The sequence below is a fragment of the Streptacidiphilus jeojiensis genome (assembly GCF_042510965.1).
In the GTDB taxonomy this organism is placed as follows: Bacteria; Actinomycetota; Actinomycetes; order Streptomycetales; family Streptomycetaceae; genus Streptacidiphilus; species Streptacidiphilus jeojiensis.
Map to the genome: position 1 here is coordinate 146,087 of NZ_JBEUKS010000010.1, position 21,718 is coordinate 167,804.

Sequence of the window (21,718 nt, forward strand, 5' to 3'; positions counted from 1 at the left end):
GGGCCACGAGGGCATGGCGGTCGCCGCCATCCGGTACCTCCGCGCGTCCGCCGCGCCGCCCCAGGAGGCGGAGCCGGACGCGCCGGTGGTGTCGCCGCTGCGCGCCGTGGGGCCCGACGAGCGCCTGCCCGGGGCGGTCACCGACCCGCTGCTGATGCGCTCCGTGCTGGGCCACTTCTGCACCGGCGTCACCGTCATCAGCGCCCTGGACCAGGACGGGACGCCGGCCGGCTTCGCCTGCCAGTCCTTCTCCTCGCTGTCCCTGGACCCGCCGCTGGTGAGCTTCAACGTCGCCCGGACGTCGGCCTCCTGGCCCAGGATCGCCCACGCCGGACGGTTCTGCGTCAGCGTCCTCGCCGCCGACCAGGGCGACCTCTGCCGGACCTTCGCGGTGAGCAGCGCCTCCGGCGCGGACAAGTTCGCCGGCGTGGGCTGGAGCCCCTCCCCCGGCACCGGTTCGCCGCGCATCGCCGACGCGCTGGCCTGGATCGACTGCACCATCCACGCGGTGCACGTCGGCGGCGACCACCTGATCGTGCTCGGCCGGGTCTGCGAGCTGTCGGTGGGACGGACCGACGCCGGGCCGCTGCTCTTCTACCGCGGCGGCTTCGGCGAACTCACGCCGTGAGCGGGACGGTTGCCACCGGGGGGACGGTCGGCTTGGCCCGGAGCAGCAGGGCGCAGCTCGCCGCGATCACGCACAGCGCGCCGGCGCCGTACCAGGCGGCGTCGTAGCTGCCCAGCTGGTCGCGGACCATACCGGCGCCGAAGGCGACCAGGGCCGCACCGACCTGGTGGCCGCAGAACACCCAGCCGAAGACGATCGGCGCGTCCTCGCCGAACCACTCCCGGCACAGCGCGATGGTCGGCGGCACCGTGGCGACCCAGTCCAGTCCGTAGAAGACAATGAAGATCACCATGCTGGGGTGCACGGTCCGGGCGAACAGCGCCGGCAGGAACAGCAGCGAGGCGCCGCGCAGCAGGTAGTAGACGCCGAGCAGCTTGCGGGAGTCCCACCGGTCCGTCAGCCAGCCCGAGAAGACCGTGCCGACCACGTCGAACACCCCGACCAGGGCGAGCAGGCTCGCGGCGGTGGTCTCCACCATGCCGTGGTCGCCGGCCGCCGGGATGAAGTGCGTGCCGACCAGGCCGTTGGTGGTCGCCCCGCAGATCGCGAAGGATCCGGCCAGCAGCCAGAACGGCCTGGTCCCGGCGGCCTGGCGAAGCAGCCGCAGCGCCCGCAGGCCCTTGGGCTCGGCCGCCGCCTCCGTTGCCGGGTCGGCGGGCTGCTCCGGATCGGGCTCGGTCTGCCCGTACGGCAGCAGGCCCAGGTCGGCGGGACGCTCGCGGAGCAGCATCAGCACGATCGGGACCACCGCCAGCGAGCAGAGGCCGACGGTCAGCGAGGCGCTGCGCCAGCCGTAGGCGCTGATCAGCCAGGCCAGGATGGGCAGGAAGACCAGGTTCCCGGCGGCGCTGGCGGCGGTCAGCACGCCGGTGACCAGTCCGCGCCGGGCCAGGAACCAGCGGCCGGTGATGGTCGCGGTGAAGGCCAGCGCCATGGACCCGCTGCCGATGCCGACCAGGACGCCCCAGCACAGCATCATCTGCCAGGGCGCGTCCATGTAGACGGTGGCTCCGGCCCCGACGGCCATCATGGTCAGCGCGACGGCGGCGACCCTGCGGATGCCGAAGCGGTCCATCAGCGCGGCGGCGAAGGGCGCGGTCAGGCCGTTGAGCACCATGTTGACCGAGACCGCGGCCGAGATGACGCCGTGCGACCAGCCGAACTCGGTGTTCAGCGGCTCCATCAGCAGCGCCGGCGTGGACCGGAAGCCGGCCGCGCCGAGCAGGACGAGGAGGCAGACGCCCGCGACGATCCAGGCGTAGTGCAGGCGCGGCGTGCGCGGCACGGGCGCGGAGGCGGACGCGGGCCGGGTGGCGGCGGGGACTGTCTGCTGATCGGTCACACCAGGATTCTCGCCAGTGCCCCATCGCGGCTGCGAGTGGCCGGAAGGACAGCTTGCGCAAGGATCGGGCCACGGCGCAGGATGGACGCATGACCCGACCGCACCGCGTAGCCGTCCTCGCCCTCCCCGGGGTGATCGCCTTCGAGCTGGCGACGCCCTCCCGCATCCTGGAGTGCGCACATGCGGTCGGCGACCCGCCGCTGTACCGGGTGGCCACCTGCACGGTGGACGGGAAGCCGGTCCGGACCAGTACCGACTTCGGCATCACCGTCGAGCACGGACCGGAACTGCTGGCCACCGCCGACACCGTGGTCATCCCGGCCACCCACGGGTCGAACCTGGCCGAGACCGAGGGACGGCTGCCGCAGGAGGTCGCCGACGCGCTGGCACTGATCCGCCCCGGCACCCGGCTGGTCTCCATCTGCACCGGCGCCTTCGTCCTGGCGGCGGCCGGGCTGCTGGACGGCCGCCCGGCCACGACCCACTGGATGCACACCGACAACTTCCGCCGGCTGTTCCCCAAGGTGCAGCTCAACCCGGACGTGCTGTTCGTGGACGACGGCGACGTGCTCACCTCCGGCGGGGTCGCCGCCGGGGTCGACCTGTGCCTGCACCTGGTACGCCGCGACCACGGGTCGGCCGTCGCCAACCGGGTGGCCCGCCGCTGCATCGTTCCGCCGTGGCGGGAGGGCGGCCAGGCCCAGTACGTGGACCTGCCGGTCCCGGACGAGGGCAGCGAGGGGACGGCGGCGGCCCGGGCGTGGGCGCTGGAGCGGCTGGGCGAACCGCTGGCCCTGCGGGACCTGGCCGCGAAGTCGGGGATGAGCGTGCGGACCTTCACCCGCCGCTTCCGGGAGGAGACCGGGGTCAGCCCGGGGCAGTGGCTGATCCGTCAGCGGGCGCATCGAGCAAGGGAGTTGCTCGAAGGAAGCGAGATGACGGTGGACCGGATCGCGCGGGAGGTCGGGTTCGGCACAGCGGCGAGCATGCGGACGCACGTTCGGGAGTCGCTGGGGGTGGCGCCCAGTGCGTACCGGCGTACGTTCCGGACGGTGGGCGCGAGTTGACGGTGCAGGTGGTGCACGGTTGCTGTTCGCGAGTACCGCCCGGGCCACCCGCCCGCCGTGCGTGGCCTCTGCGGCGGCCTCGAACTCCTCCACAGGAAAGACCTCAGTGACGAGTTCGTCCAGCAGCAGCCGCCCCTCGGCGTACAGCGCAGCGTAGAGCGCGATGTCCACCTGGGGTCGGGACGACCCGTAGCGGCAGCCCAGGATGGACTTGTCCAGGAACATCTCGGCCGGCCGGAAGGCCGCCTCCGCGTCCGGACGGGTCATCCCCAGCAGCACCGCCTGGCCGTGACGGTTGAGCAGGTCCACGGCCTGGCGGACCAGAGCCACCGCTCCGACGCACTCGAAGGCGTGGTCCACCCCCTCCGGGAGCAGCGCCTTGACGGCCTCCACCGAGTCGGTGACCGCCCGCGCGTCCACGAAGTCCGTCGCCCCGAAGGTGCGGGCCGCCGCCTCCTTCGCGGCGACCGCGTCCACCGCGACGATCCGGGAGGCGCCGGCCAGCCTCGCCCCCTGGATGACGTTGAGGCCGATCCCGCCGCAGCCGATGACCGCGACGGTGTCGCCGATGCCGACCCTGGCCCGGTTGAGCACCGCGCCCACCCCGGTCAGCACCCCGCAGCCGATCAGCGCCGCGGAGGTGAACGGGATGGCCGGGTCGATCCGCACCGCCTGGACCGCTTTCACCACGGTGCGTTCGGCGAACACCGAGGTGGAGGCGAAGTTGTAGAGCGGGGTGCCGGGTTCGGAGCGGCGGGTGAAGGGCTTGCCGGGGAAGCCGATGGCCTTGCGGCACATCGTCGGCCGTCCCCGGCCGCACTCCACGCAGGTGCCGCAGTTGGCGAGGGTGGACAGGGCGACATGGTCGCCCGGCTGGACGTGGGTGACGCCGGGGCCCACCGCCTCCACCGTCCCGGCGCCCTCGTGGCCGAGCACCACCGGGACCGGGAACGGGATGGTGCCGTCGATCACGGACAGGTCGCTGTGGCAGAGCCCGGCGGCGGCGATCCGCACCAGCACCTCGCCGATGCCGGGGTCGCGGACCTCCAGGTCGTCCACCACCTGGGCCGCCTTGCCGTCGAAGATGATGCCCTTCATGTGAATACCCCTCAGATCATGTCTCACGACTGCCAGATGACGGCCTGGACCTCGCTGTAGGCCTGCAGCCCGTAGGAGCCGCCGTCGCGGCCGACACCGCTCTGCTTGAAGCCGCCGAAGGGGGCCTCCATGTTGCGCTGGGCGGTGTTGATGCCGACATGGCCGGTCCGCAGCCGGGCCGCGAGGGCGTAGGCGCGGGCGGTGTCGGCGGTGAAGACGTAGTCGTACAGGCCGAACTCGGTGGAGTTGGCGATGGCGACGGCCTCCTCCTCGTCCCGGAACGGGATCACCACCACGACCGGGCCGAAGACCTCCTCGCGGGCGATGGTCATGGTCGGGGTGACGTCGGCCAGCAGCGTCGGGGCGACGTAGAAGCCGGTGTCGGGGAGGACCGGGAAGCCGTCGGCGTGCTCCTTGCGGGTGCCGCCGCAGACCAGCCGGGCGCCCTCGGCCAGCGCCCCGGCGATGTAGCCCTCGACCCGGTCGCGGTGCTGTGCGGTGATGACCGGGCCGACGACCGTGTCCGGCGACAGCGGGTCGCCGACGGTGAGCGCGGCGGCGTAGGCGGCCAGGGCGGCCACGACCTCGTCGTGCCGGGACTCGTGCACCAGCACCCGGGTGGGCGCGGTGCAGATCTGCCCGGAGTGGAAGGACCAGGCCGAGCCGACGGCGGAGACCGCGGCGCGCAGGTCGGCGTCCTCCAGGACGATCCCCGCGCCCTTGCCGCCGAGTTCCAGCAGCAGCCGCTTCATGGTGAGCCCGCCGTCGGCGGCGATCCTGCGGCCGACCGCGGTCGAGCCGGTGAAGCTGATCATGTCGACGTCGGGCGAGGCGACCAGCGCCGCGCCGGTGGCCGCACCGGAGCCGGTGACCACGTTGAAGATCCCGGGCGGAGCTCCGGCCTCCTCGAAGACCTCGCCCAGCTTGAGGCAGCCCAGCGGGTCCTGCGGGGCCGGCTTGGCCACCACGGTGTTGCCGGCCGCCAGCGCCGGGGCGAGCTTGCCGGCCAGGTTGACGATGGGGAAGTTGTAGGAGGTGATGCAGCCGACCACGCCCACCGGACGCCGGGCCGCGACCGCACTGGTCAGCCCGCCGGCGGCCAGCGGGGTGGCGGCGACCGGCTGCGGGGCCAGCGCGCTGACGGCCGGTTCCAGCGCGCCGCGGGCGTAGCGGCGGAAGCGCTCGGCGGCCACCGGGACCTGCATCGCCGAGGCGACCCTGATGGTGGCCCCGGTCTCGGCCTGCAGCAGCGGGACGAAGTCGTCGTTGCGGGCCAGCAGCAGATCGGCGATCCGGTCCAGCACCGCGGCGCGCTGGGCGGGGCTGGTCCTGGACCAGCCCTCGAACGCCTCCCTGGCGGCGGCCACGGCGTCCGCCACATCGTCGGCCGAGGCCTCCGGGGCCCGGCCGACCGGCTGCTCGGTGGAGGGGTCGACGACCGGGTAGCTGCCGCCGCCGCCCTCGCGCCAGGCCCCGTTGACGAACAGTCGGGCGGTCGGCACTTCGGCCACGGCGGTCGGTGCTTCGGAGGTGGCGGTCATGACGGACTCCTGCTTTCTCGGGGCAGGCCGAGGACGCGCTCGGCGATGAGGTTGCGCTGGATCTGGTCGCTGCCGCCGTAGATGGTGTCGGCGCGGGAGAAGAGCATCCGGTGCTGACTCTGCGTCAACCGGAGGGTCCCGGCGTCGTGCGGTCCGCGGCCCAGGGCCGCGGCTGCTCCCTGCACCTGCAGCGACAGTTCGCCGAGCCGCTGGTGCCAGCCGCCCCAGACCAGCTTGGCCACGGCGGCGGTGCCCGGCTCGGCGGTGCCCAGGGTGCGCAGCGCGTTGCAGCGCATGACGTGCAGCTCGGCCCACTGACGGGTGAGCCGCTCCCGTAGCACCGGGTCGTGCACCGCGCCCGAGGCCCGGGCCAGCGCGATCACCCCGTCCAGTTCCCGGGCGTAGCCGATCTGCCGGGCCAGCATGCCGACGCCGCGCTCGAAGGACAGCAGGTCCATGGCGACCCGCCAGCCGTCGCCGACCTCGCCGAGGACGTGTTCGGCCGCGGCCTCGGCGAGGTCGAAGAAGACCTCGCTGAACTCGGAGTCGCCGTCGAGCTGCCGGATCGGGCGCACCTCGATCCGTCCGGGCTGGTCCATGGGGAGCAGCAGCAGGCTGAGACCGTGGTGCCGGAGCGACCCCGGCCCGGTGCGGGCCAGCACGAAGCACCAGTCGGCCCACTGGGACAGCGAGGTCCAGGTCTTCTGGCCGGTGACCCGCCAACTCCCGTCCGGGGAACGGGTTCCGGTGGTGCGGACGGCGGCCAGGTCGGAGCCGGCGCCGGGTTCGCTGTAGCCCTGGCACCAGATCTCCTCGCCGCTCGCGATCGGCGGCAGGAAGCGGCTGCGCTGGTCGTCGGTGCCGTGCCGGATCAGGGTGGGGGCGAGCAACTGCTCGCCGACGATGCCCAGCGGGGCCGGTCCTGCGGCGCGGGCGTACTCCTCGGACCAGACGACCTGACGGGAGAGCGGGGTCACCTCGGGCTCGGACCCGGGCTCCGACGCGGCCTCGGCCTCGGGCTCGGACCCGGCCGACGCGGGTTCGGCGGGCCAGCCGAGGCCGATCCAGCCGCCGCTGCCAAGTTCCCGCTCCCAGGCGCGGCGGCGGTCCGGGTCGAAGCCCTGGGCGGTGCGCAGATCGGCGAAGGGGCCGCCGTCGTCGAGGCGTTCGGCGAGCCAGCCGCGGGCCCGGGCCCGGAAGGCCTCGTCGGCGGCGCTGAAGGAGAAGTCCATGGGTGGCTGCGCGCCTCTCAGGCGTTGGGGCGCTGGTTCGCGGCCGCGGCCCTGGCCATGGCCTCCAGCTGGGCCAGCATCGGCATCGGGTCGGTGCCGACCGCGCCGGGGAGCACATCGGCGATGCGCCGCGGGGTCCAGGAGATCCCGTCGGCCCCGGCTCCCTCCGCGTGCACGGAGCGCAGTTCGCGCGGCTGCGCCCAGACCGCGATCTTGGGTCCGGCGACGGTGTAGACCTGCCCGGTGATGTCGGCGGCCTGGTCGGAGAGCAGGTAGACGACCAGCGCGGCGACGTCCTCGGGCTCCCCGATCTCCTTGAGCTCCATCGGGACGTTGGCGGACATCCGGGTCCTGGCCACCGGCGCCACGCAGTTGGCGGTGACCCCGTACTTGTGCAGGCCGAGCGCGGCGCTGCGGACCAGCGAGATGATGCCGCCCTTGGCGGCGCTGTAGTTGGCCTGGCTGACGCTGCCGGTGTGGTTGCCGCTGGTGAACCCGACGAGCCTGCCGCCGCCCTGACGTCGCATCAGTGCGGAGGCGGCCCGGAACACGGTGAAGGTGCCCTTGAGGTGGGTGGCCAGCACCGGGTCCCACTCCTCCTCGGACATGTTGAAGAGCATCCGTTCGCGCAGGATCCCGGCGACGCACACCGCCCCGTCCAGCCGGCCCCAGGTGTCCACGGCGACCCGGACCACCCGCTCGCCGCCGGCCATGGTGGACACGTCGTCGGCGACCGCCACGGCCTCTCCGCCGGCCGCCTGGATCTCCTTCACCACGCCATCGGCGACCTCGCTGGTCGGGTCGCCGCCCTCGATGCCGACCCCGTAGTCGTTCACCACGACCCTGGCGCCCTCCGCCGCGCAGGCCAGGGCGACCGCACGTCCGATGCCGCGCCCGGCGCCGGTCACCGCCACCACCTTGCCGTGCAGGAACTCGCCCACGTCGCAGCCCTCCTCAAGAATCTGACGGACCGTTAGATTCTAGGTACCGGATCGCGCCGCGCAACAGTCCTGACAGGTCGTCAGAATTGGCAGCAGCAGAATCACACGGCAAGGGGAGGCCGCACATGCCCGCACTCACCGACTTCGACGAGTTCCGCGACATCGCCAAGCGCGTCAACAACTGGGGCCGCTGGGGCGCCGCCGACGAGATCGGCACGCTCAACCTGATCACCCCGGAGACGGTCCGGGCGGCCGCGGCCACGGTACGCAGCGGACACCGGGTCCCGCTCGCCCTGCCGTTGCAGCAGTACGGCGTGCAGACCGGCATGATCCAGGGCCGGGTCAACCCGCTGCACACCATGGTCGCGCTCAACTGGGAGATGTTCGAGCCGGGCGCCATCGCCACCAGCGACGACGTGGTGACCATGGGCCTGCAGGCCGGCACCCACTGGGACGGCCTGGGCCATGTCAGCCACGGCGGCCGGATCTACAACAACCGCGCCGCGAGCACCATCACGGCCCAGGAGGGCGCCGAGTACAGCGGCGTGGAGAAGGCCCCGCCGATGGTCGGCCGCGGTGTGCTGCTGGACGTCGCCCGCGCCCGGGGCGTGGACCGGCTGGCCGGCGGCCACGCGGTCACCCCCGAGGACCTGGAGGCCGCCGAGGAGCTGGCCAGGACCACCGTGCGGGCGGGGGACATCGTCCTGGTCCGCACCGGGCAGATCCAGCTCTACCTGGGCGGCGACCGCGACTCCTACGCCTTCCCCTCCCCCGGCCTCTCGCTGCGCACCCCCGAGTGGTTCCACGCGAGGGACGTCGCCGCGGTCGCCAACGACACCCTCACCTTCGAGATCTTCCCGCCCGAGGTGGACGGCCTCTATCTCCCGGTGCACGCGCTGGACCTGGTGGAGATGGGGATGATGCAGGGTCAGAACTGGAACCTGGAGCAGTTGGCGCAGGAGTGCGCCGACGACGGGAGGTACGAGTTCCTGCTCGCGGCACCGCCGGAGCCGTTCACGGGCGCGGTGGGAGCGCCGGTCGCCCCGGTGGCCATTCGGTAACTCGGTTGGCAGCTCATCGGTTCAACCGACAAGCGGCTCAGGTGACACCCGGAGCCGGGCGGTCCAGACCGCCGCCGGATCCGCGGAGCGCCGGGCGAACGAATGGGTGGCGAGACGCCGTACTCGCCTCGAGCACGATACGGAGTCTCGCCACCCAGCCTCGACGCATTGGCCCTGACCAGCGCCGACACAATTCGCACTCGCCAAGGACAGCCGGATGCGACTGCTGTCACCGGTGCCCTCGACGTCCCCTCGCAACGAATTGCTCAACCCAAGAGTGATCAGGTGAATACGTCACGTCAATGGGTTGTCCGCAATTCGGATTGGTTGCGTACGCTTTCGGACGACTGATCGACTGGCCGTTTCGGCACTTCACTCCCCCTGCACGCCCCCGGCGCGCGACCCGCACACCCGCGTCCGCATGCCTCAGCGGGCGCCTTCGAGCGCCGCATAGCGCTCCCCCATCAGCCCCTGGGAGCGCACATCCGGATGGAGTCCGTCCGAAAGACCGCCCACCGCGGCGTCCTCCCCGCTGAACAGTTCTCGGCCATCCATCCAGGTCAGAGCCCTGTCACCGCGCCTTTTCAGGACCTCCACGGTGTCTTCGAAAATCCGCCTCATCTGGCACAGTGTCAGATCCCCCGCCACCTCCATGCCGCTTCCGTCCGCGTTCCGGCGACAGGCGACCACCGAGTCCTCACGCTCCCCACCGTGCACCGGGCCGAGGACGGTGACCGGAACCCGGGGCTGGTGCGACCGGATTGTGGCCAGGAATCCATGGAGCGACGGAGCCAGGGTGCGCTCGCGTAGACCGGCGGTGTTGTGGATGTTTATCCCGATTTCCAGGGTGATGTGCTCAGTTGTCCGCTCGCCGATCATCCGGGCCACCAGCGGATCGAGCAGACAGGCCCCGCCGAAGCCCAGATTGGTGACGTTCCGCCCGAGCAGCCGTCCGGCGACGGCCGGCCAGGTGCTCGCCGGCGAGGCGGGCGGAAGGGCGAAGCCGTGGGTGATGCTGCTGCCGTAGACCGTCCACCGGGGCCGGCGGTCCGGCCCGGCCGGGAGCAGCGGCAGGCCGTCCAGGGCCCGCAGCCCGCGTACCCGGACCGGGGCCAGACTCGGCAGCCAGAGCTCCAGCAGTTTGTCCCCGGGCGGCAGGTCCGCGAACACCGCGCCGTGCTCGCCGAGATCGGCCCGCCGCCACCGGTCGCCGCCGGGGGCCGGGGCGGTGTCGGCACCGAGGGAGGTCCCGATCAGCAGGTCGCAGACGCCGGGCAGGTCCGGGCCACCGTCCAGCCGCACCGTCTCGGCGTCCAGCCGAAGTGCGCGGGCCGCCGTGCGCACCCTGATCCTGCCTCCGCAGGCGCTCATCGCGGGCAGCACCAGCGCGGGGTGGTGCAGTTCCAGGTCCGCCACCGGCAGCCGCCACGGCATGAACCACGATCCGTCCGGACCGTGCTCCAGGTCGATGACGCCCTCCAGGGCCGCGGCCACCCGAGGTGCCGCCCAGAAGGACCGGGCCGCCCCCGCCGTGTCGGATCCCACCGCCGACTGTCCCCCGATCCTCAGGTCGGTCAGCCGACCAGCAGTTGTTGCAGCGTCAGCAGGGTCTCGGCGTCCAGCGCCGGCGGCCCGCACTCCCGGGGCTCGCGCTCGATCTCGCACCACACCCGCTTGCCCCCGCCGTCCGGGAACCAACCCCAACGGTCGCAGAGGTTCTCCACCAGTTCCAGGCCGCGGCCGTTGGTCGCCTCACCCGGGGCGTGCCGGGGACGGGGCGGACGCTCGCTGGCGTCGGCGACCTCGACCCGGACCGGGCGCCGGTCGGCCTCGTCCCCGCCGACCGGGAACTGGAGGCACAGCACGGCCGGATTCCCGGTGTGCACCACGGCGTTGGTGACCAGCTCGGACACCACCAGTACCAGCGCCTCCGCCAGCGCCGCGTCCGGGTCGAAGCCGCATCCGGTCAGCCGTGATCTGGTCCACCTGCGAGCCCGTCCGACCTCGGCCGGATCCGCCTCGACGGCGATCTGCACCTGAAGCACCTGCACCGCTCACACCACCCGTACTAGCGGGATCAGTCGCGCCCCTGGAACCGTCCGGCTCCCCGGGCGGCGCACCGATGCGCATCTGATCCAGGATGATTTGCCTGCACCGATTCCAGCAAGCGCTTCGGGCATATTCCAACATTGGGACCGTCCAGCGGTGCATACTGCCCCTGCTGGTCCCCAACCCTGGATGTTCAGGACGTTCTGGACGCGGCATGGCCGCTCAGCAGGCCCAGCACATCGATCCGTCCGCACACTCCGGAGCGTAACCGAAACGCGCCGAATTCCTGGGAGACCGGCGGACGTTCCCGGAGACACCACCCTTCCTACAAGTGTCCGACGCCATGGCCGGCACCATGACCGAGACCTGCCACGGACAGGCCCTCGGCCAGCAGTTCCGCGCTCTCCGGCGTCCCGGCGAAGGATCCCTCGTACACCCAGGCCCGCTTCAGCAGCAGATGGACGTCCGCCTCCCAGGTGAAGCCCATACCTCCGTGCACTTGCAGGCAGTCACGGGCGCCGCGCACCGCCGCCTGGTCCGCGAGCAGCTTCGCCCCCGCGATCTCGACGGACAGCTCCGCCGTCGGCACCCCGGCGTCCGCGCCCACGGCGGCCGCCCGCACCGCCGCCCTGGCCGGCTCGGTCCGCGCCAGCATGTCCGCGCAGAGGTGCTGGACCGCCTGGAACGCCCCGATCGGTTGGCCGAACTGCTCACGCTGCTTCGCGTAGCCGACGGCCGTGGCGACCGCCCGGCCCGCCAGACCCACCTGGAGTGCCGCGGTCAGCAACGTCCCCTCCGCCCAGAGCCGTCCGGCGTCGACGCCCGGCAGCAGTTCCCCGTCCGGCAGCGGCCCTTGGACCTCCCACAGCGGCGTCAACGGATCCACCCCGCGCCTGCCACGGGCCCGGAGAGCGGAGGGGCTCAGCGAACGCACCTCGCCGGTGAGAGTGTCCGGCAGCAGCAGCACGGCCAGCGCGGGCAGCCGCTCCACCAGCAGCGGGCCGCGTCCGGCGGGCTGCCTCCGGCACAGGCCCGCGGCCCGGTGCGGCGGCAGCGAGGCGTGCACGGTGGCGAGCTCGGTCGCCACCAACGGGCCGGGCACCAGGGCCCGTCCGACCTCCTCGAACGCCAGCACCGCCTCGGCGAGGCCCAGACCGAGGCCGCCTTCCCGCTGTCCCGATCGCTCCGGCTTCCGCAGCGAGAACAGCCCGGCGTCGGAGAGCTCGGACCACAGCGGGAGCCCGTCGTCATCCGCCCCGCTCCCCGCCCCGGCCACGGCGGCACGCAACCGCTCAGGCCCGAACCTGCCCTCCAGCAGCTCGCGGAGCCCGGTCTGCAGGGCGATCTGGTCGTCCGTCAGCCGAAAGTCCATCAGGCCCTCCCGGGTTTGGGCAGCCCGAGCACCCGTTGGGCCACGATGTTCCGCTGGATCTGCGAGGTCCCCGCGGCGATGGTGTAGGAGAGGCCCTGCAGCCGCTGAGCCGTCCAGTCGTCGCCCGCTCCGTCCGCTCCGTCCGCTCCGTCCGCCAGCACCAGCGCTCCGGAGCCGAGGACCGCCGCCGCGAGGTCGTACAACTCCTGCCGCGCCTCCGAGAAGCACAGCTTGAAGACGGACGCCCCGGGCCCGGGCACCCCGCCGCCCTGCGCCTCGGACACGTTCCACTGCACCAGCCGCCACAGCGCGCCGAACCGCGCCGACAGGACGCCGAGCGAGCGCCGCAGGCCGGAGTCCTCCCAGGCGCCGTTCCGCCGGGCCAGCCCGGCCAGTTCCGCCAGCGCCCTGCGGCAGGCCACCACCTCGCCGGCGAAGGCGGTGCCCCGTTCGAACGACAGCGTCACCATGGTCACCCGCCAGCCGTCGTTCTCCGCGCCGACCCGGTTCGCCACCGGCACCCGCACCTCGTCCAGGAACAGCTCGGCGAACTCCGTGGTCCCGATCAGGGTCCGCAGCGGACGGACGGTCACCCCCGGGGCGTCCATCGGCAGCACCAGCCAGCTGATGCCCCGGTGCCTGGGCGCGGTGGTGTCCGTACGGACCAGCAGTTCGCACCAGTCCGCCACTTCGGCGTGCGAGGTCCACAGTTTGCTGCCGGTCACCACGTAGTCGTCGCCGTCGCGGACCGCCCTGGTCCGCAGGGCCGCCAGGTCGGATCCCGCGCCCGGCTCGCTGAAGCCCTGGCACCACACCTCGGCGCCGCTGAGGATCCCCGGCAGCCAGCGACGGCGCTGCTCGGGCGTCCCCTCGGCGGCGATGGTCGGCCCGGCGTGCAGCAGCCCGACGAAGTTCGCCCCCACGTACGGGGCCCCGGCCCGCTCGGTCTCCTCCAGGAAGATCAGGTACTCGGCCGGGGTCGCACCCTGGCCCCCCGCCTCCCGGGGCCAGTGCACCCCCGCGTACCCGGCGTCGTACAACCGCCGCTGCCAGGCCGTGTCGTGGACCCGCCGGGCCGGCCAGTCCAGCGGATCGGGCGGTGACGGGACATCAGGCAGCACCTTCCCGAGCCAGTCCCGGAGCCCGCGGCGGAACTCCGCCTCGGCGGGGGTGTCCTGGAGGTCCATCAGGCCACCCCGCCCGCCCCGTCCAGCCCCAGCCCCAGCATCCGGATCGCGTTCCCCCGCATGATCTTGTAGACCACGTCCTTCGGCAGTCCGCGCACATGGTCCAGGGCGACCGCCGCGGTGTCGGGCCAGGTCGAGTCGACGTGGGGGTAGTCGGTCTCGAAGGTCACGTTGTCGACGCCCACCGTGTCCAGCGAGGCGATCCCGTGCTTGTCGCGGAAGAAGCAGGCGTAGATCTGGCGGTAGTAGTACGTCGAGGGCGGCTCCGGGATCAGGTCGCGCACGCCGCCCCAGGCCCGGTGCTCGCGCCAGACGTCGTCGGCGCGCTCCAGGGCGTAGGGGATCCAGCCCATCTGGCCCTCGCTGTAGGCGAGCTTCAGCGCCGGGAAGCGGACCAGGACGCCGGAGAAGAGGTAGTCCGTCATCGAGGCCATGGCGTTGTTGAAGCTCAGCGTGGCCTGGACGGCCGGCGGGGCGTCCGGGGAGGCTGCGGGCATCTGCGAGGAGGAGCCGATGTGCATGCAGACGACCGTCCCGGTCGCCTCGCACTCGGCGAAGAAGGGGTCCCAGTAGCCGGAGTGGATCGAGGGCAGGCCCAGGTAGGTGGGGATCTCGCTGAAGCAGACGGCCCGTACGCCGCGCGCGGCGTTGCGGCGGATCTCGGCGACGGCCAGCTGCACGTCCCAGAGCGGGATCAGGCAGAGCGGGATCAGCCGGCCGCCGCTGTCACCGCACCACTCGTCCACCATCCAGTCGTTGTAGGCGCGGACGCAGGCCAGCGCCACCTCCTTGTCGTGGGCCTCGGCGAAGGTCTGGCCGCAGAAGCGCGGGAAGGTGGGGAAGCAGAGCGAGGCCTCGACATGGTTGTTCTCCATGTCGTCGATCCGGGCCTTGGGGTCCCAGCAGCCCCGGCGCATCTCCTCGCGGGTGATGCCCTCCAGGGTCATCTCGTCGCGGTCGAAGCCGACGGCGGCGATGTTCCGCTTGTACGGGAACTGCAGGTCCTCGTAGATCCACCAGTCGGTGGGCGGGCCGTCCGGGTCCATGCTGATCCGGTACTTGCCACCCACGTAGGCGAGCTCGCCGATCCCCGCCCGCAGCGGTTTGGGGCCGCGGTCGCGGTACTTGGCGGGCAGCCAGGTCTCGAAGAGGTGCGCGGGTTCGATCACATGGTCGTCGACGCTGACCACCATCGGCACGTCGGCCACGGTCGTCACCACGTCAAGGCCCGGCTGCGACTCGGGGTGGTCCATGGGGGTCTCCCTCCGAGGTCCGGCTGCCCGGACCCTTTACCTGACGCTCCGTCAGATTCAGACTAGTGAGCCAGGGTTCGGGCGGCAAGCGCCCGACGGAGTGAGAGGCGGGGCGGGCATGGCGGATGCCAGGGAGCGCTTGGAGCGTCTGCTGGACCCGACCCGGACCGCGCTGGTGACCTGCGAATGCCAGAACGGGGTACTGGGGGACCAGGCCGTCTTCCCCGAGCTCGCGGCGGCCGCCGAGAAGGGCGGGCTGGTCGGACAGGTCCGGTCACTGGTCGGGGCCGCGCACGCGGCCGGGGTCCCGGTGCTGCACTGCACGGCGGTGCGCCGGCCGGACGGGCTGGGCGCCAATGCCAATGCGCGGCTGTTCGCGGCCGCGGCGCGGGTCGCCACGGCGCAGCCTGGCGCGGCGCTCACCCCCGGCAGCGAGGCGGCCGGACTGCACCCCGGCATCGGCGCTGATCCGGAGCGGGACCTGGTGCTCCCCCGGCTGCACGGCCTCGGCCCGTTCCAGGACACCGGGCTGGCCTCGGTGCTGCGCAACCTGGGCGCGCGGACCCTGGTCTGCGTCGGGGTCTCGGTCAATGTCGCACTGCTGGAGCTGGCGTTCGGCGCGGTGGACGCGGGCTTCCAGGTGGTGCTCGTCCGCGACGCCGTGGCGGGCACTCCGCCCGAGTACGCCGAGGCGGTGCTGACGCACACCCTGGCACTGGTGGCGAGCCTGACCGACACGGACACGGTCGTCGCCCGCTGGTCGCCCGACTCCCCGATCGCCCCTCAGGTCCTCTCTGGACCTAGGGCTTGAGGGGCCGCGCCGCCGCGGTTAGCCTCGTCACACATCTGACGGTCAGTCAGTTGGGTGGTCCGCTCGTCAGGTAGTCGGTCAGTCCAACGGGAGGTCCCCATGCCCAGCACCGCCACGCCCGGCAGCGTCGCCGAGGCCAGGACCCTCTGGGACCTGCTGGAGCGGCGGGTCGCCGCGACGCCGGACGCCCCGATGCTGATCCAGGAGGTCGACGCGCAGGCCGGGACCGACCGGGTGCTCAGCTTCCGCGAGGTCCGCGACCGGGCGCTGCGGGTCGCCGCCGGGCTGCACGCCGAGTACGGCGTCGGCGAGGGCACACCCGTCGCCTGGCAGCTGCCCACCCGCGTCGAGACGGTGCTGGTCTCGCTGGCGCTGGCCCGGCTCGGCGCCGTGCAGACGCCGATCATCGCCATCTACCGGGGCGCCGAGGTGGCGCAGATCCTCCAGGAGGCCCGCCCCGAGCTGTACCTGACCCCCGGCAGCTGGCGCGGCTTCGACTACACCGCCTTCGCCGAGAAGACCGGCAGCGCGCTGCCGCAACCGCCGCGCGTGGTCACCGCCTACGCCGAGTCCGACCTCCCGCTCGGCGATCCGGCCGCACTGCCGGCCGCGCCCCGGACCGACCTCTCCGACGAGCGGTCCCCGATCCGCTGGATCTACTACACCTCCGGCATCACCTCGGCCCCCAAGGGCGCCAAGCACACCGACCGCACCCTGATCGCGGGCGGCTCCGGACTCGCCGACGCGCTCGGCATGAGCCCCGCCGACGTCGGTTCGATCGCCTTCCCCTACGCCCACATCGGCGGCCCCGACTACCTGGTCACCATGCTGGTGCACGGATTCCCCGCGCTGCTGGTGGAGGTCTTCGCGCTGCCCGAGGCGCTCCCCGCCTACCGGCGCAACCACGTCACCATGGCCGGCGGCAGCACCGCGTTCTACGCCGCCTTCCTCGCCGAGCAGCGCAGACTGCCGCCCGGCGAACGGCTGCTGGCCGACCTGCGGATCATCTCCGGCGGCGGCGCGCCGCGCCCGCCGGAGATGTACCGGGAGGTGCTGGAGGAGATGGGCTGCGTGCTGGCGCACGGCTACGGGATGACCGAGGTCCCGGCGATCTGCATGGGCTCCCCCACCGACACCCCGGAGCAGCTCGCCAACACCGAGGGCCACCCGGTCACCGGCTGCGAGGTGCGGGTGGTCCGCAGGGACGGCGACGAGGCCGCGCTCGGCGAGGAGGGGGAGGTGTGGCTGCGCGGGCCGATGGTCTGCCGCGGCTACACCGATCCGGCCCTCACCGAGGAGAGCTTCGCCGTGGTCGACTCCGCCGGCCCCTGGCTCCGCACCGGCGACCTGGGCCGTGTCCGGGACGACGGGCATGTGGTGCTCACCGGACGGCTCAAGGACATCATCATCCGCAAGGGTGAAAACATCTCGGCCAAGGAGATCGAGGACCTGCTCTACCAGGACCCGCGGGTGGGCGCCGTCGCGGTGATCGGACTGCCCGACCCGGTGCGCGGCGAGCGGGTCTGCGCGGTGGTCGAGCGCCGGCCCGGGGTGCGGCCGCCGACGCTGGCGGAGGTCGCCGAACGGCTGCGCTCGGCCGGGCTGATGGCCCAGAAGATCCCGGAACAGCTGGAGGTCGTGGACGCGCTCCCGCGCAACGAGACGCTGCGGAAGGTGCTCAAGCACCAACTGCGCGACCTGTTCTCGGCGCTCCCCTGGCAGGACCCGCAGGGCTGATCCTGCGCCTGTCCATCCGGGACTTCCCGGAGGACGTACTCCCCGCTACCCCGCCGGATGTCCGGGACGAAGGTCATCCGACGGTATGAGGCTCACAGCGGGCATCCAGGTAGGCTCAAGGCAAGCTCGCGTCCCGGAATCGCCATGTGGCTGCGAAGAAGACCCCTGCAAGCAACCTGATGGCCTTGCCGTGCGTCTTCACCTGCGGATTCCGTCCAGCGGGGCCCCTCGGCCCCTGCCGACGACGGCGGGAGAATCCGGAAAGGTCAGCGATGAGTCTCACAGGTACGCCGTTCTTCGTCGTCACCATCCTCCTGGTCGTACTGACCGTGGTGGTCCTGGTGCTGGTCTGGAACCGGATACCGGGGCCGGCCCCGGTGAAGACCACCGCGAGGGTCGGCCTGATCGTCTTCAGCCAGTTCACCGCCGTGCTCATGGTCCTGGTCTTCGTGAACAACCGGATGGGACCGTTCTACGACACCTGGGGCTCGCTGTTCGGCCAGGACGCCAGCGTGCAGCTGACGGCCTCCGGTGGGAGCGGCGACGGCAGGGGCGCGTCCGGGGCGAGCGACGTCTCGGCGCAGAAGCTCAGTTTCGGCAAGTACAACAGCGATGTGCTCTCGGCGGACGCGGTCGGCCCCGAGTCACGGATCAAGGGCGACATCTACGTGTGGCTGCCCCCGCAGTACAACGAGCCGGCGTACGCGCACACCGACTTCCCGGTGCTGGAACTGCTGCCGGGCACTCCCGGCACACCCAAGGCCTGGTTCGGCAGCATGCACGCGGACTCGGCGATGCGGACGCTGATGAGCGAGGGCAAGGTCAAGCCGATGATCCTGGTCTCGGCGAAGATCAACATGTTCGGCGGCAGCAGGGACTCCGGCTGCGCCAACCTGCCCGGGAGCTACCAGACCGCGACCTGGCTGGCCAAGGACGTCCCGGCGCTGATGAAGCACAACTTCCGGGTGTCCGGGAACCCGAAGAACTGGGGCATCGCCGGCTACTCGGCCGGCGGCTACTGCGCGGCCAACCTCACGGTGAAGTACCCGCAGGTCTTCCACGCCGGGGTGAGCATGTCCGGCTACAACGCCCCGGACGCCGCCGTGGTGCTCAAGGACCCGGCGCTGGCCGCCGCCAACAACCCGCTGCTGCTGCTGGAGAAGGCCAAGCAGCAGCCCGACATCGTGCTGATGGCCCAGGGGGTGCGGACCGACGGCACGACCGTCGAGGACGCCAGGGCGCTGATCAGGGCCCTGCACAAGCCGGGGACCAGCCAGGTGCTGACGCTCTCCAGCGGTGACCACGACACCAGGACCTTCATCAAGGAGATGACTCCGATGCTGACCTGGATGTCGAAACAGATCACCGGACGCTGACCGGAGAACTGACCGTCCGTCAGTCCTGGGCCCCCGGGGCGACCGGCAGTACCGCACGGACCACGCGTTCGGCGGCGCCGCCGTCGTCCCAGGGGCAGAAGCGCTCCCGGAACGCCGCGCGCAGCTTGGCCGCACCGGCGCCGGCGAAGCCGCTCGCCGAGCGGTCGGCCAGGACCGCGGTCAGTTCCTCCTGGGTGGTGGTGACCAGGCCGGGCGGCTGCTCCATCAGGTCGAAGTACACCCCGCGGATGCACTGGTAGTCGTCCCAGTCCGGGGCGAAGACCACCATCGGGCGGTCCAGCACCGCGTAGTCGAACATCACCGAGGAGTAGTCGGTGACCAGGACGTCGGCGGCCAGGTAGAGGTCCTCCACCGAGGAGTGCCCGGACACGTCCAGGATCCCGGCCCGCCCGGCCCCGCTCCCGTCCGCGCCGCCGGCCGGGTCGGCGCCGTCCGGCCGGGCGTAGAAGTAGTGGGTGCGCACCAGCAGCGTGTGACCGGGTCCGAGCGCGGTCGCCAGCGCCTCCAGGTCCAGCGCCGAGACGTACTCCGAGTGCTGCTCCCGGTGGGTGGGCGCGTAGAGCACCGCGGTGCTGCCGGCCGGGATGCCGAGGCCGTCCCGGATCGCGGCGACCTCCTCGGGGGTGGCCCCGACCAGCCGGTCGTTGCGCGGGTAGCCGGTCTCCAGCACCTGGTAGCCGCCCGGGTAGGCGCGCCCGAAGGCGTCGGTGGAGTGCGGGTTGGGCGAGACCAGGTAGTCCCAGCGGGCCACGTGCTCCAGCAGCCGGTCGAAGTCCATCCCGGCGGCGGCCTCCGGGCGGTCCCGCAGGTCCAGGCCGAGGTACTTCAGCGGGGTGCCGTGCTGGGTCTGGATGTGCACCGAACCGGGCCGCTTGGCCTGGGTGTGCGGGAAGTTGACATTGTTGACCAGGTACTTCGCGGTGGCCATCAGCTTGAGGTAGGCCGGGGTGTTCTCCAGCACCCAGGGCACGTCCGGGGGCATCGCCGCGCCCTGCGCCCGGGTCTGCACCACCCACACCCCGCGTACGTCGGGGGCGAGTTCGCGAGCCTTCTGGTAGATCGCGGCCGGGTTGCAGGCGTAGCCGCGGTACCAGTAGGCGGCGTAGACGGCCAGGTTCTCGTCCAGCGGGAGCCGGCGGTAGGCCGTGGCCAGGGTGCGCCTGGCGGTGCTGCGCACGGCCCGGCGGGCCATCGGCAGTCCCCGGCGGGCCGTGCGGCGCACGCCCCGGCGGACGGTGCGCGGAAGCGTCTGCAGCGGGCGCAGCCGCTGGTACGCGCCCCAGGCGTCGCGGTCGACCAGCCGGTACTGGACCCCGCGCAGCCCGCCGGGGTAGCCGTAGCCCTCAGGGCGGTACCGGCGGAAGTGCGCCGAGGCGCGGTGGAAGAACTCCGCCCGCAGTCCGTCCGGGACCAGGCCCGGGGTGTCCAGCAGGGTCACCGCCTGCTTCACGGTGCGGTCGAAGACCAGCCGGCGCAGCCCGGCGGGGATCTCCGGGTGGCGGTCCAGGAACGCGAAGACCGCGTCGTACTGGGCGAACACCTCGGCGTGCCGCGGCGAGGCGGTGTTGGTGATCGCGCCCTCGCGCTCGCGCCGGTAGAAGTAGAGCTCCTGCGGGAGCAGGCTGATCCGCTCGGCGGCCAGCAGCAGCGGGTAGGTCACCGAGAGGTCCTCGTAGAAGCCGTCGCCGAAGCGGACGTCCAGGCCGCGCAGGAAGTCGCGGCGGACCACCTTGTTCCAGGCCGAGAGGATCATGTTCAGCAGCGCCGGGCGCTCGGCCAGGGTGAGCGTGGCCGGGGCGTCCGCCATCGCCCCGCGCCAGGTGTCGGGCTCCACGCCGCCGTCGGCGTAGACCCGGGCGAAGCCGGTGACCAGGACGTCGGGGCGGTCCGCGGCCAGCCGCTCGACGACCGCCTGCACCGCGCCCTCGGCCAGCCAGTCGTCGCTGTCCACGAACCAGACGTAGTCGCCGGTCGCCTGCTCCAGGCCGGCCTCGCGGGCGCCGCCGAGGCCGCGGTTGGCGTCCAGGTGCAGCACGGTGAGCCGGGGGTCGCGGGCGGCGTACTCGTCCAGGATCGCGCCGCTGCGGTCGGGCGAGCAGTCGTCGACCGCGACGACCTGCAGCCCGGGGAGGTCGGCGGCGAGCACGGAGTCCAGGCAGCGCGGCAGGTAGTCGGCGACCCGGTACACCGGCAGCACGACGGAGAGGGAGACAGCGGTGGCGGGCGCGTTCACGTGTTGGTTCTCACTCCAGGTCCGGTCCGGGGTCGAGCCCTCCGAGACTACTCGGCGACCCTGGAAGAAACCTCGGACCGGCCCCCGCTCCCGACCGGACAACTGGCCGGACCGCTGGCGGAGACCAGGTCGGGGTGGATGTCGAAGAGCCGGCGGATCCCCAGGGCGTTGAACACCCGGTGCACCTCACTGTTGTAGGAGTTACTGCTCCCGCGGTTGTCCCGGGCGGCCGGCAGCACCAGCCGCAGCTCCCCGGAGCAGGAGCGCAGCAGCCGGCGGGCGGCGATCAGCACGCCGACGCCGGTGGAGTCGCAGAAGCGGACCTCGCTGAGGTCCAGCAGGATCCGGCGCTGCCCGGCGGCGACGGCGTCGTGCACCTGGTCGCGCACCACCGCCCCGGTGGCCAGGTCGATCTCTCCGGCCACGCGCAGCAGGGTCCAGTTGTCGAGTGCCTCGGCTGTCACTGTCAGTGTGCTCACGCTGTGCCGCGATTCTCGGGTCGTTGGGGCGGTGGATGGGACGGAGGTGGCGACAGGGGACAAAAGTCCGGGAAAAACGGTCACCGAGTGTCCTTGACGAAGCATCAGGCTATCGGGAGCCGACGGCGGACGACAGTCCGGATCACAGTCCGTACAGGGTTACGATCCGAAACGGTCCGATCCGAAACGGTCGGCGGCGCGGCACTTTCCACGAAGCAGCCTGCCACCGTGGTCGGCAGCGCTAGGTTCGAAGCAGGGACATTCCGAGCAGGGGCACTCCGAACTCCCCG

Annotated in this window: 17 protein-coding genes and 1 pseudogene; 6 read left to right on the forward strand and 12 right to left on the reverse strand. The window is 72.4% G+C overall.

Features of this window, described 5'->3' with window-relative positions:
- The first annotated feature begins 13 nt into the window (after positions 1-13).
- Positions 14-628, forward strand: a complete 615-nt coding sequence (locus ABUW04_RS26445; protein WP_380566839.1) for a flavin reductase family protein — start codon at positions 14-16, stop codon at positions 626-628.
- Here the strand turns inward: ABUW04_RS26445 and ABUW04_RS26450 are convergent.
- The gene (locus ABUW04_RS26450) at positions 618-1,970 is read right to left on the reverse strand and encodes an MFS transporter (protein WP_380566840.1); all 1,353 of its coding nucleotides are present in this window, start codon (positions 1,968-1,970) and stop codon (positions 618-620) included. The two genes, ABUW04_RS26445 and ABUW04_RS26450, sit on opposite strands and share 11 nt — an antisense overlap.
- Before the next feature lie 89 nt (positions 1,971-2,059).
- On the opposite strand from ABUW04_RS26450, the gene ABUW04_RS26455 reads away from it, so the two are divergent.
- Positions 2,060-3,037, forward strand: coding sequence for a GlxA family transcriptional regulator (locus ABUW04_RS26455; RefSeq protein ID WP_380566841.1), 978 nt, complete (start codon positions 2,060-2,062; stop codon positions 3,035-3,037).
- Between the two features lie 30 nt (positions 3,038-3,067).
- Here ABUW04_RS26455 and ABUW04_RS26460 read toward each other — a convergent pair.
- From ABUW04_RS26460 to ABUW04_RS26475, 4 genes and pseudogenes are all read right to left on the reverse strand, one after another.
- Positions 3,068-4,135, reverse strand: a pseudogene (locus tag ABUW04_RS26460) (alcohol dehydrogenase catalytic domain-containing protein); the annotation flags it as partial.
- A 23-nt stretch (positions 4,136-4,158) separates the two neighbouring features.
- Positions 4,159-5,676, reverse strand: coding sequence for an aldehyde dehydrogenase family protein (locus ABUW04_RS26465; protein WP_380566842.1), 1,518 nt, complete (start codon positions 5,674-5,676; stop codon positions 4,159-4,161).
- Positions 5,673-6,908, reverse strand: coding sequence for an acyl-CoA dehydrogenase family protein (locus ABUW04_RS26470; protein ID WP_380566843.1), 1,236 nt, complete (start codon positions 6,906-6,908; stop codon positions 5,673-5,675). Before ABUW04_RS26470 ends, ABUW04_RS26465 begins: the two co-directional genes overlap by 4 nt.
- Before the next feature lie 17 nt (positions 6,909-6,925).
- Positions 6,926-7,849 carry an SDR family oxidoreductase gene (locus ABUW04_RS26475; RefSeq protein ID WP_380566844.1) on the reverse strand — a complete coding sequence of 308 codons (924 nt, stop codon included), beginning with the start codon at positions 7,847-7,849 and terminating at the stop codon, positions 6,926-6,928.
- A 125-nt stretch (positions 7,850-7,974) separates the two neighbouring features.
- On the opposite strand from ABUW04_RS26475, the gene ABUW04_RS26480 reads away from it, so the two are divergent.
- Positions 7,975-8,910, forward strand: coding sequence for a cyclase family protein (locus ABUW04_RS26480; RefSeq protein ID WP_380566845.1), 936 nt, complete (start codon positions 7,975-7,977; stop codon positions 8,908-8,910).
- A gap of 426 nt (positions 8,911-9,336) precedes the next feature.
- Here ABUW04_RS26480 and ABUW04_RS26485 read toward each other — a convergent pair whose 3' ends face one another.
- The 5 genes from ABUW04_RS26485 to ABUW04_RS26505 form a co-directional block, all read right to left on the reverse strand.
- Positions 9,337-10,455: an SGNH/GDSL hydrolase family protein gene (locus ABUW04_RS26485; RefSeq protein WP_380566846.1), complete on the reverse strand. Its 1,119-nt coding sequence runs from the start codon at positions 10,453-10,455 to the stop codon at positions 9,337-9,339.
- A gap of 29 nt (positions 10,456-10,484) precedes the next feature.
- Positions 10,485-10,961, reverse strand: coding sequence for an ATP-binding protein (locus ABUW04_RS26490; RefSeq protein WP_051724858.1), 477 nt, complete (start codon positions 10,959-10,961; stop codon positions 10,485-10,487).
- Positions 10,962-11,284: 323 nt separating this feature from the next.
- Positions 11,285-12,331 (reverse strand): acyl-CoA dehydrogenase family protein, encoded by a 1,047-nt coding sequence (locus ABUW04_RS26495; protein ID WP_380566847.1) that lies wholly within the window; start codon positions 12,329-12,331, stop codon positions 11,285-11,287.
- Entirely contained in the window at positions 12,331-13,518 is a 1,188-nt protein-coding gene (locus ABUW04_RS26500) for an acyl-CoA dehydrogenase family protein (protein ID WP_380566848.1), read from the reverse strand. The genes ABUW04_RS26495 and ABUW04_RS26500 overlap by 1 nt, the downstream gene beginning before the upstream one ends.
- Positions 13,518-14,711 carry an amidohydrolase family protein gene (locus ABUW04_RS26505; RefSeq protein WP_037594339.1) on the reverse strand — a complete coding sequence of 398 codons (1,194 nt, stop codon included), beginning with the start codon at positions 14,709-14,711 and terminating at the stop codon, positions 13,518-13,520. Before ABUW04_RS26505 ends, ABUW04_RS26500 begins: the two co-directional genes overlap by 1 nt.
- A 178-nt stretch (positions 14,712-14,889) precedes the next feature.
- On the opposite strand from ABUW04_RS26505, the gene ABUW04_RS26510 reads away from it, so the two are divergent.
- From ABUW04_RS26510 to ABUW04_RS26520, 3 genes are all read left to right on the forward strand, one after another.
- Positions 14,890-15,582: a cysteine hydrolase gene (locus tag ABUW04_RS26510; protein WP_380566849.1), complete on the forward strand. Its 693-nt coding sequence runs from the start codon at positions 14,890-14,892 to the stop codon at positions 15,580-15,582.
- Between the two features lie 99 nt (positions 15,583-15,681).
- Positions 15,682-17,319: a class I adenylate-forming enzyme family protein gene (locus ABUW04_RS26515; RefSeq protein ID WP_380566850.1), complete on the forward strand. Its 1,638-nt coding sequence runs from the start codon at positions 15,682-15,684 to the stop codon at positions 17,317-17,319.
- Positions 17,320-17,591: 272 nt separating this feature from the next.
- Entirely contained in the window at positions 17,592-18,695 is a 1,104-nt protein-coding gene (locus ABUW04_RS26520) for an alpha/beta hydrolase (RefSeq protein WP_030249502.1), read from the forward strand.
- Between the two features lie 19 nt (positions 18,696-18,714).
- Here ABUW04_RS26520 and ABUW04_RS26525 read toward each other — a convergent pair whose 3' ends face one another.
- Positions 18,715-20,949: a bifunctional glycosyltransferase/CDP-glycerol:glycerophosphate glycerophosphotransferase gene (locus ABUW04_RS26525; protein WP_380566851.1), complete on the reverse strand. Its 2,235-nt coding sequence runs from the start codon at positions 20,947-20,949 to the stop codon at positions 18,715-18,717.
- 47 nt (positions 20,950-20,996) lie between these two features.
- Positions 20,997-21,428 carry an STAS domain-containing protein gene (locus ABUW04_RS26530; protein ID WP_051724854.1) on the reverse strand — a complete coding sequence of 144 codons (432 nt, stop codon included), beginning with the start codon at positions 21,426-21,428 and terminating at the stop codon, positions 20,997-20,999.
- Between the last annotated feature and the right edge of the window lie 290 nt (positions 21,429-21,718).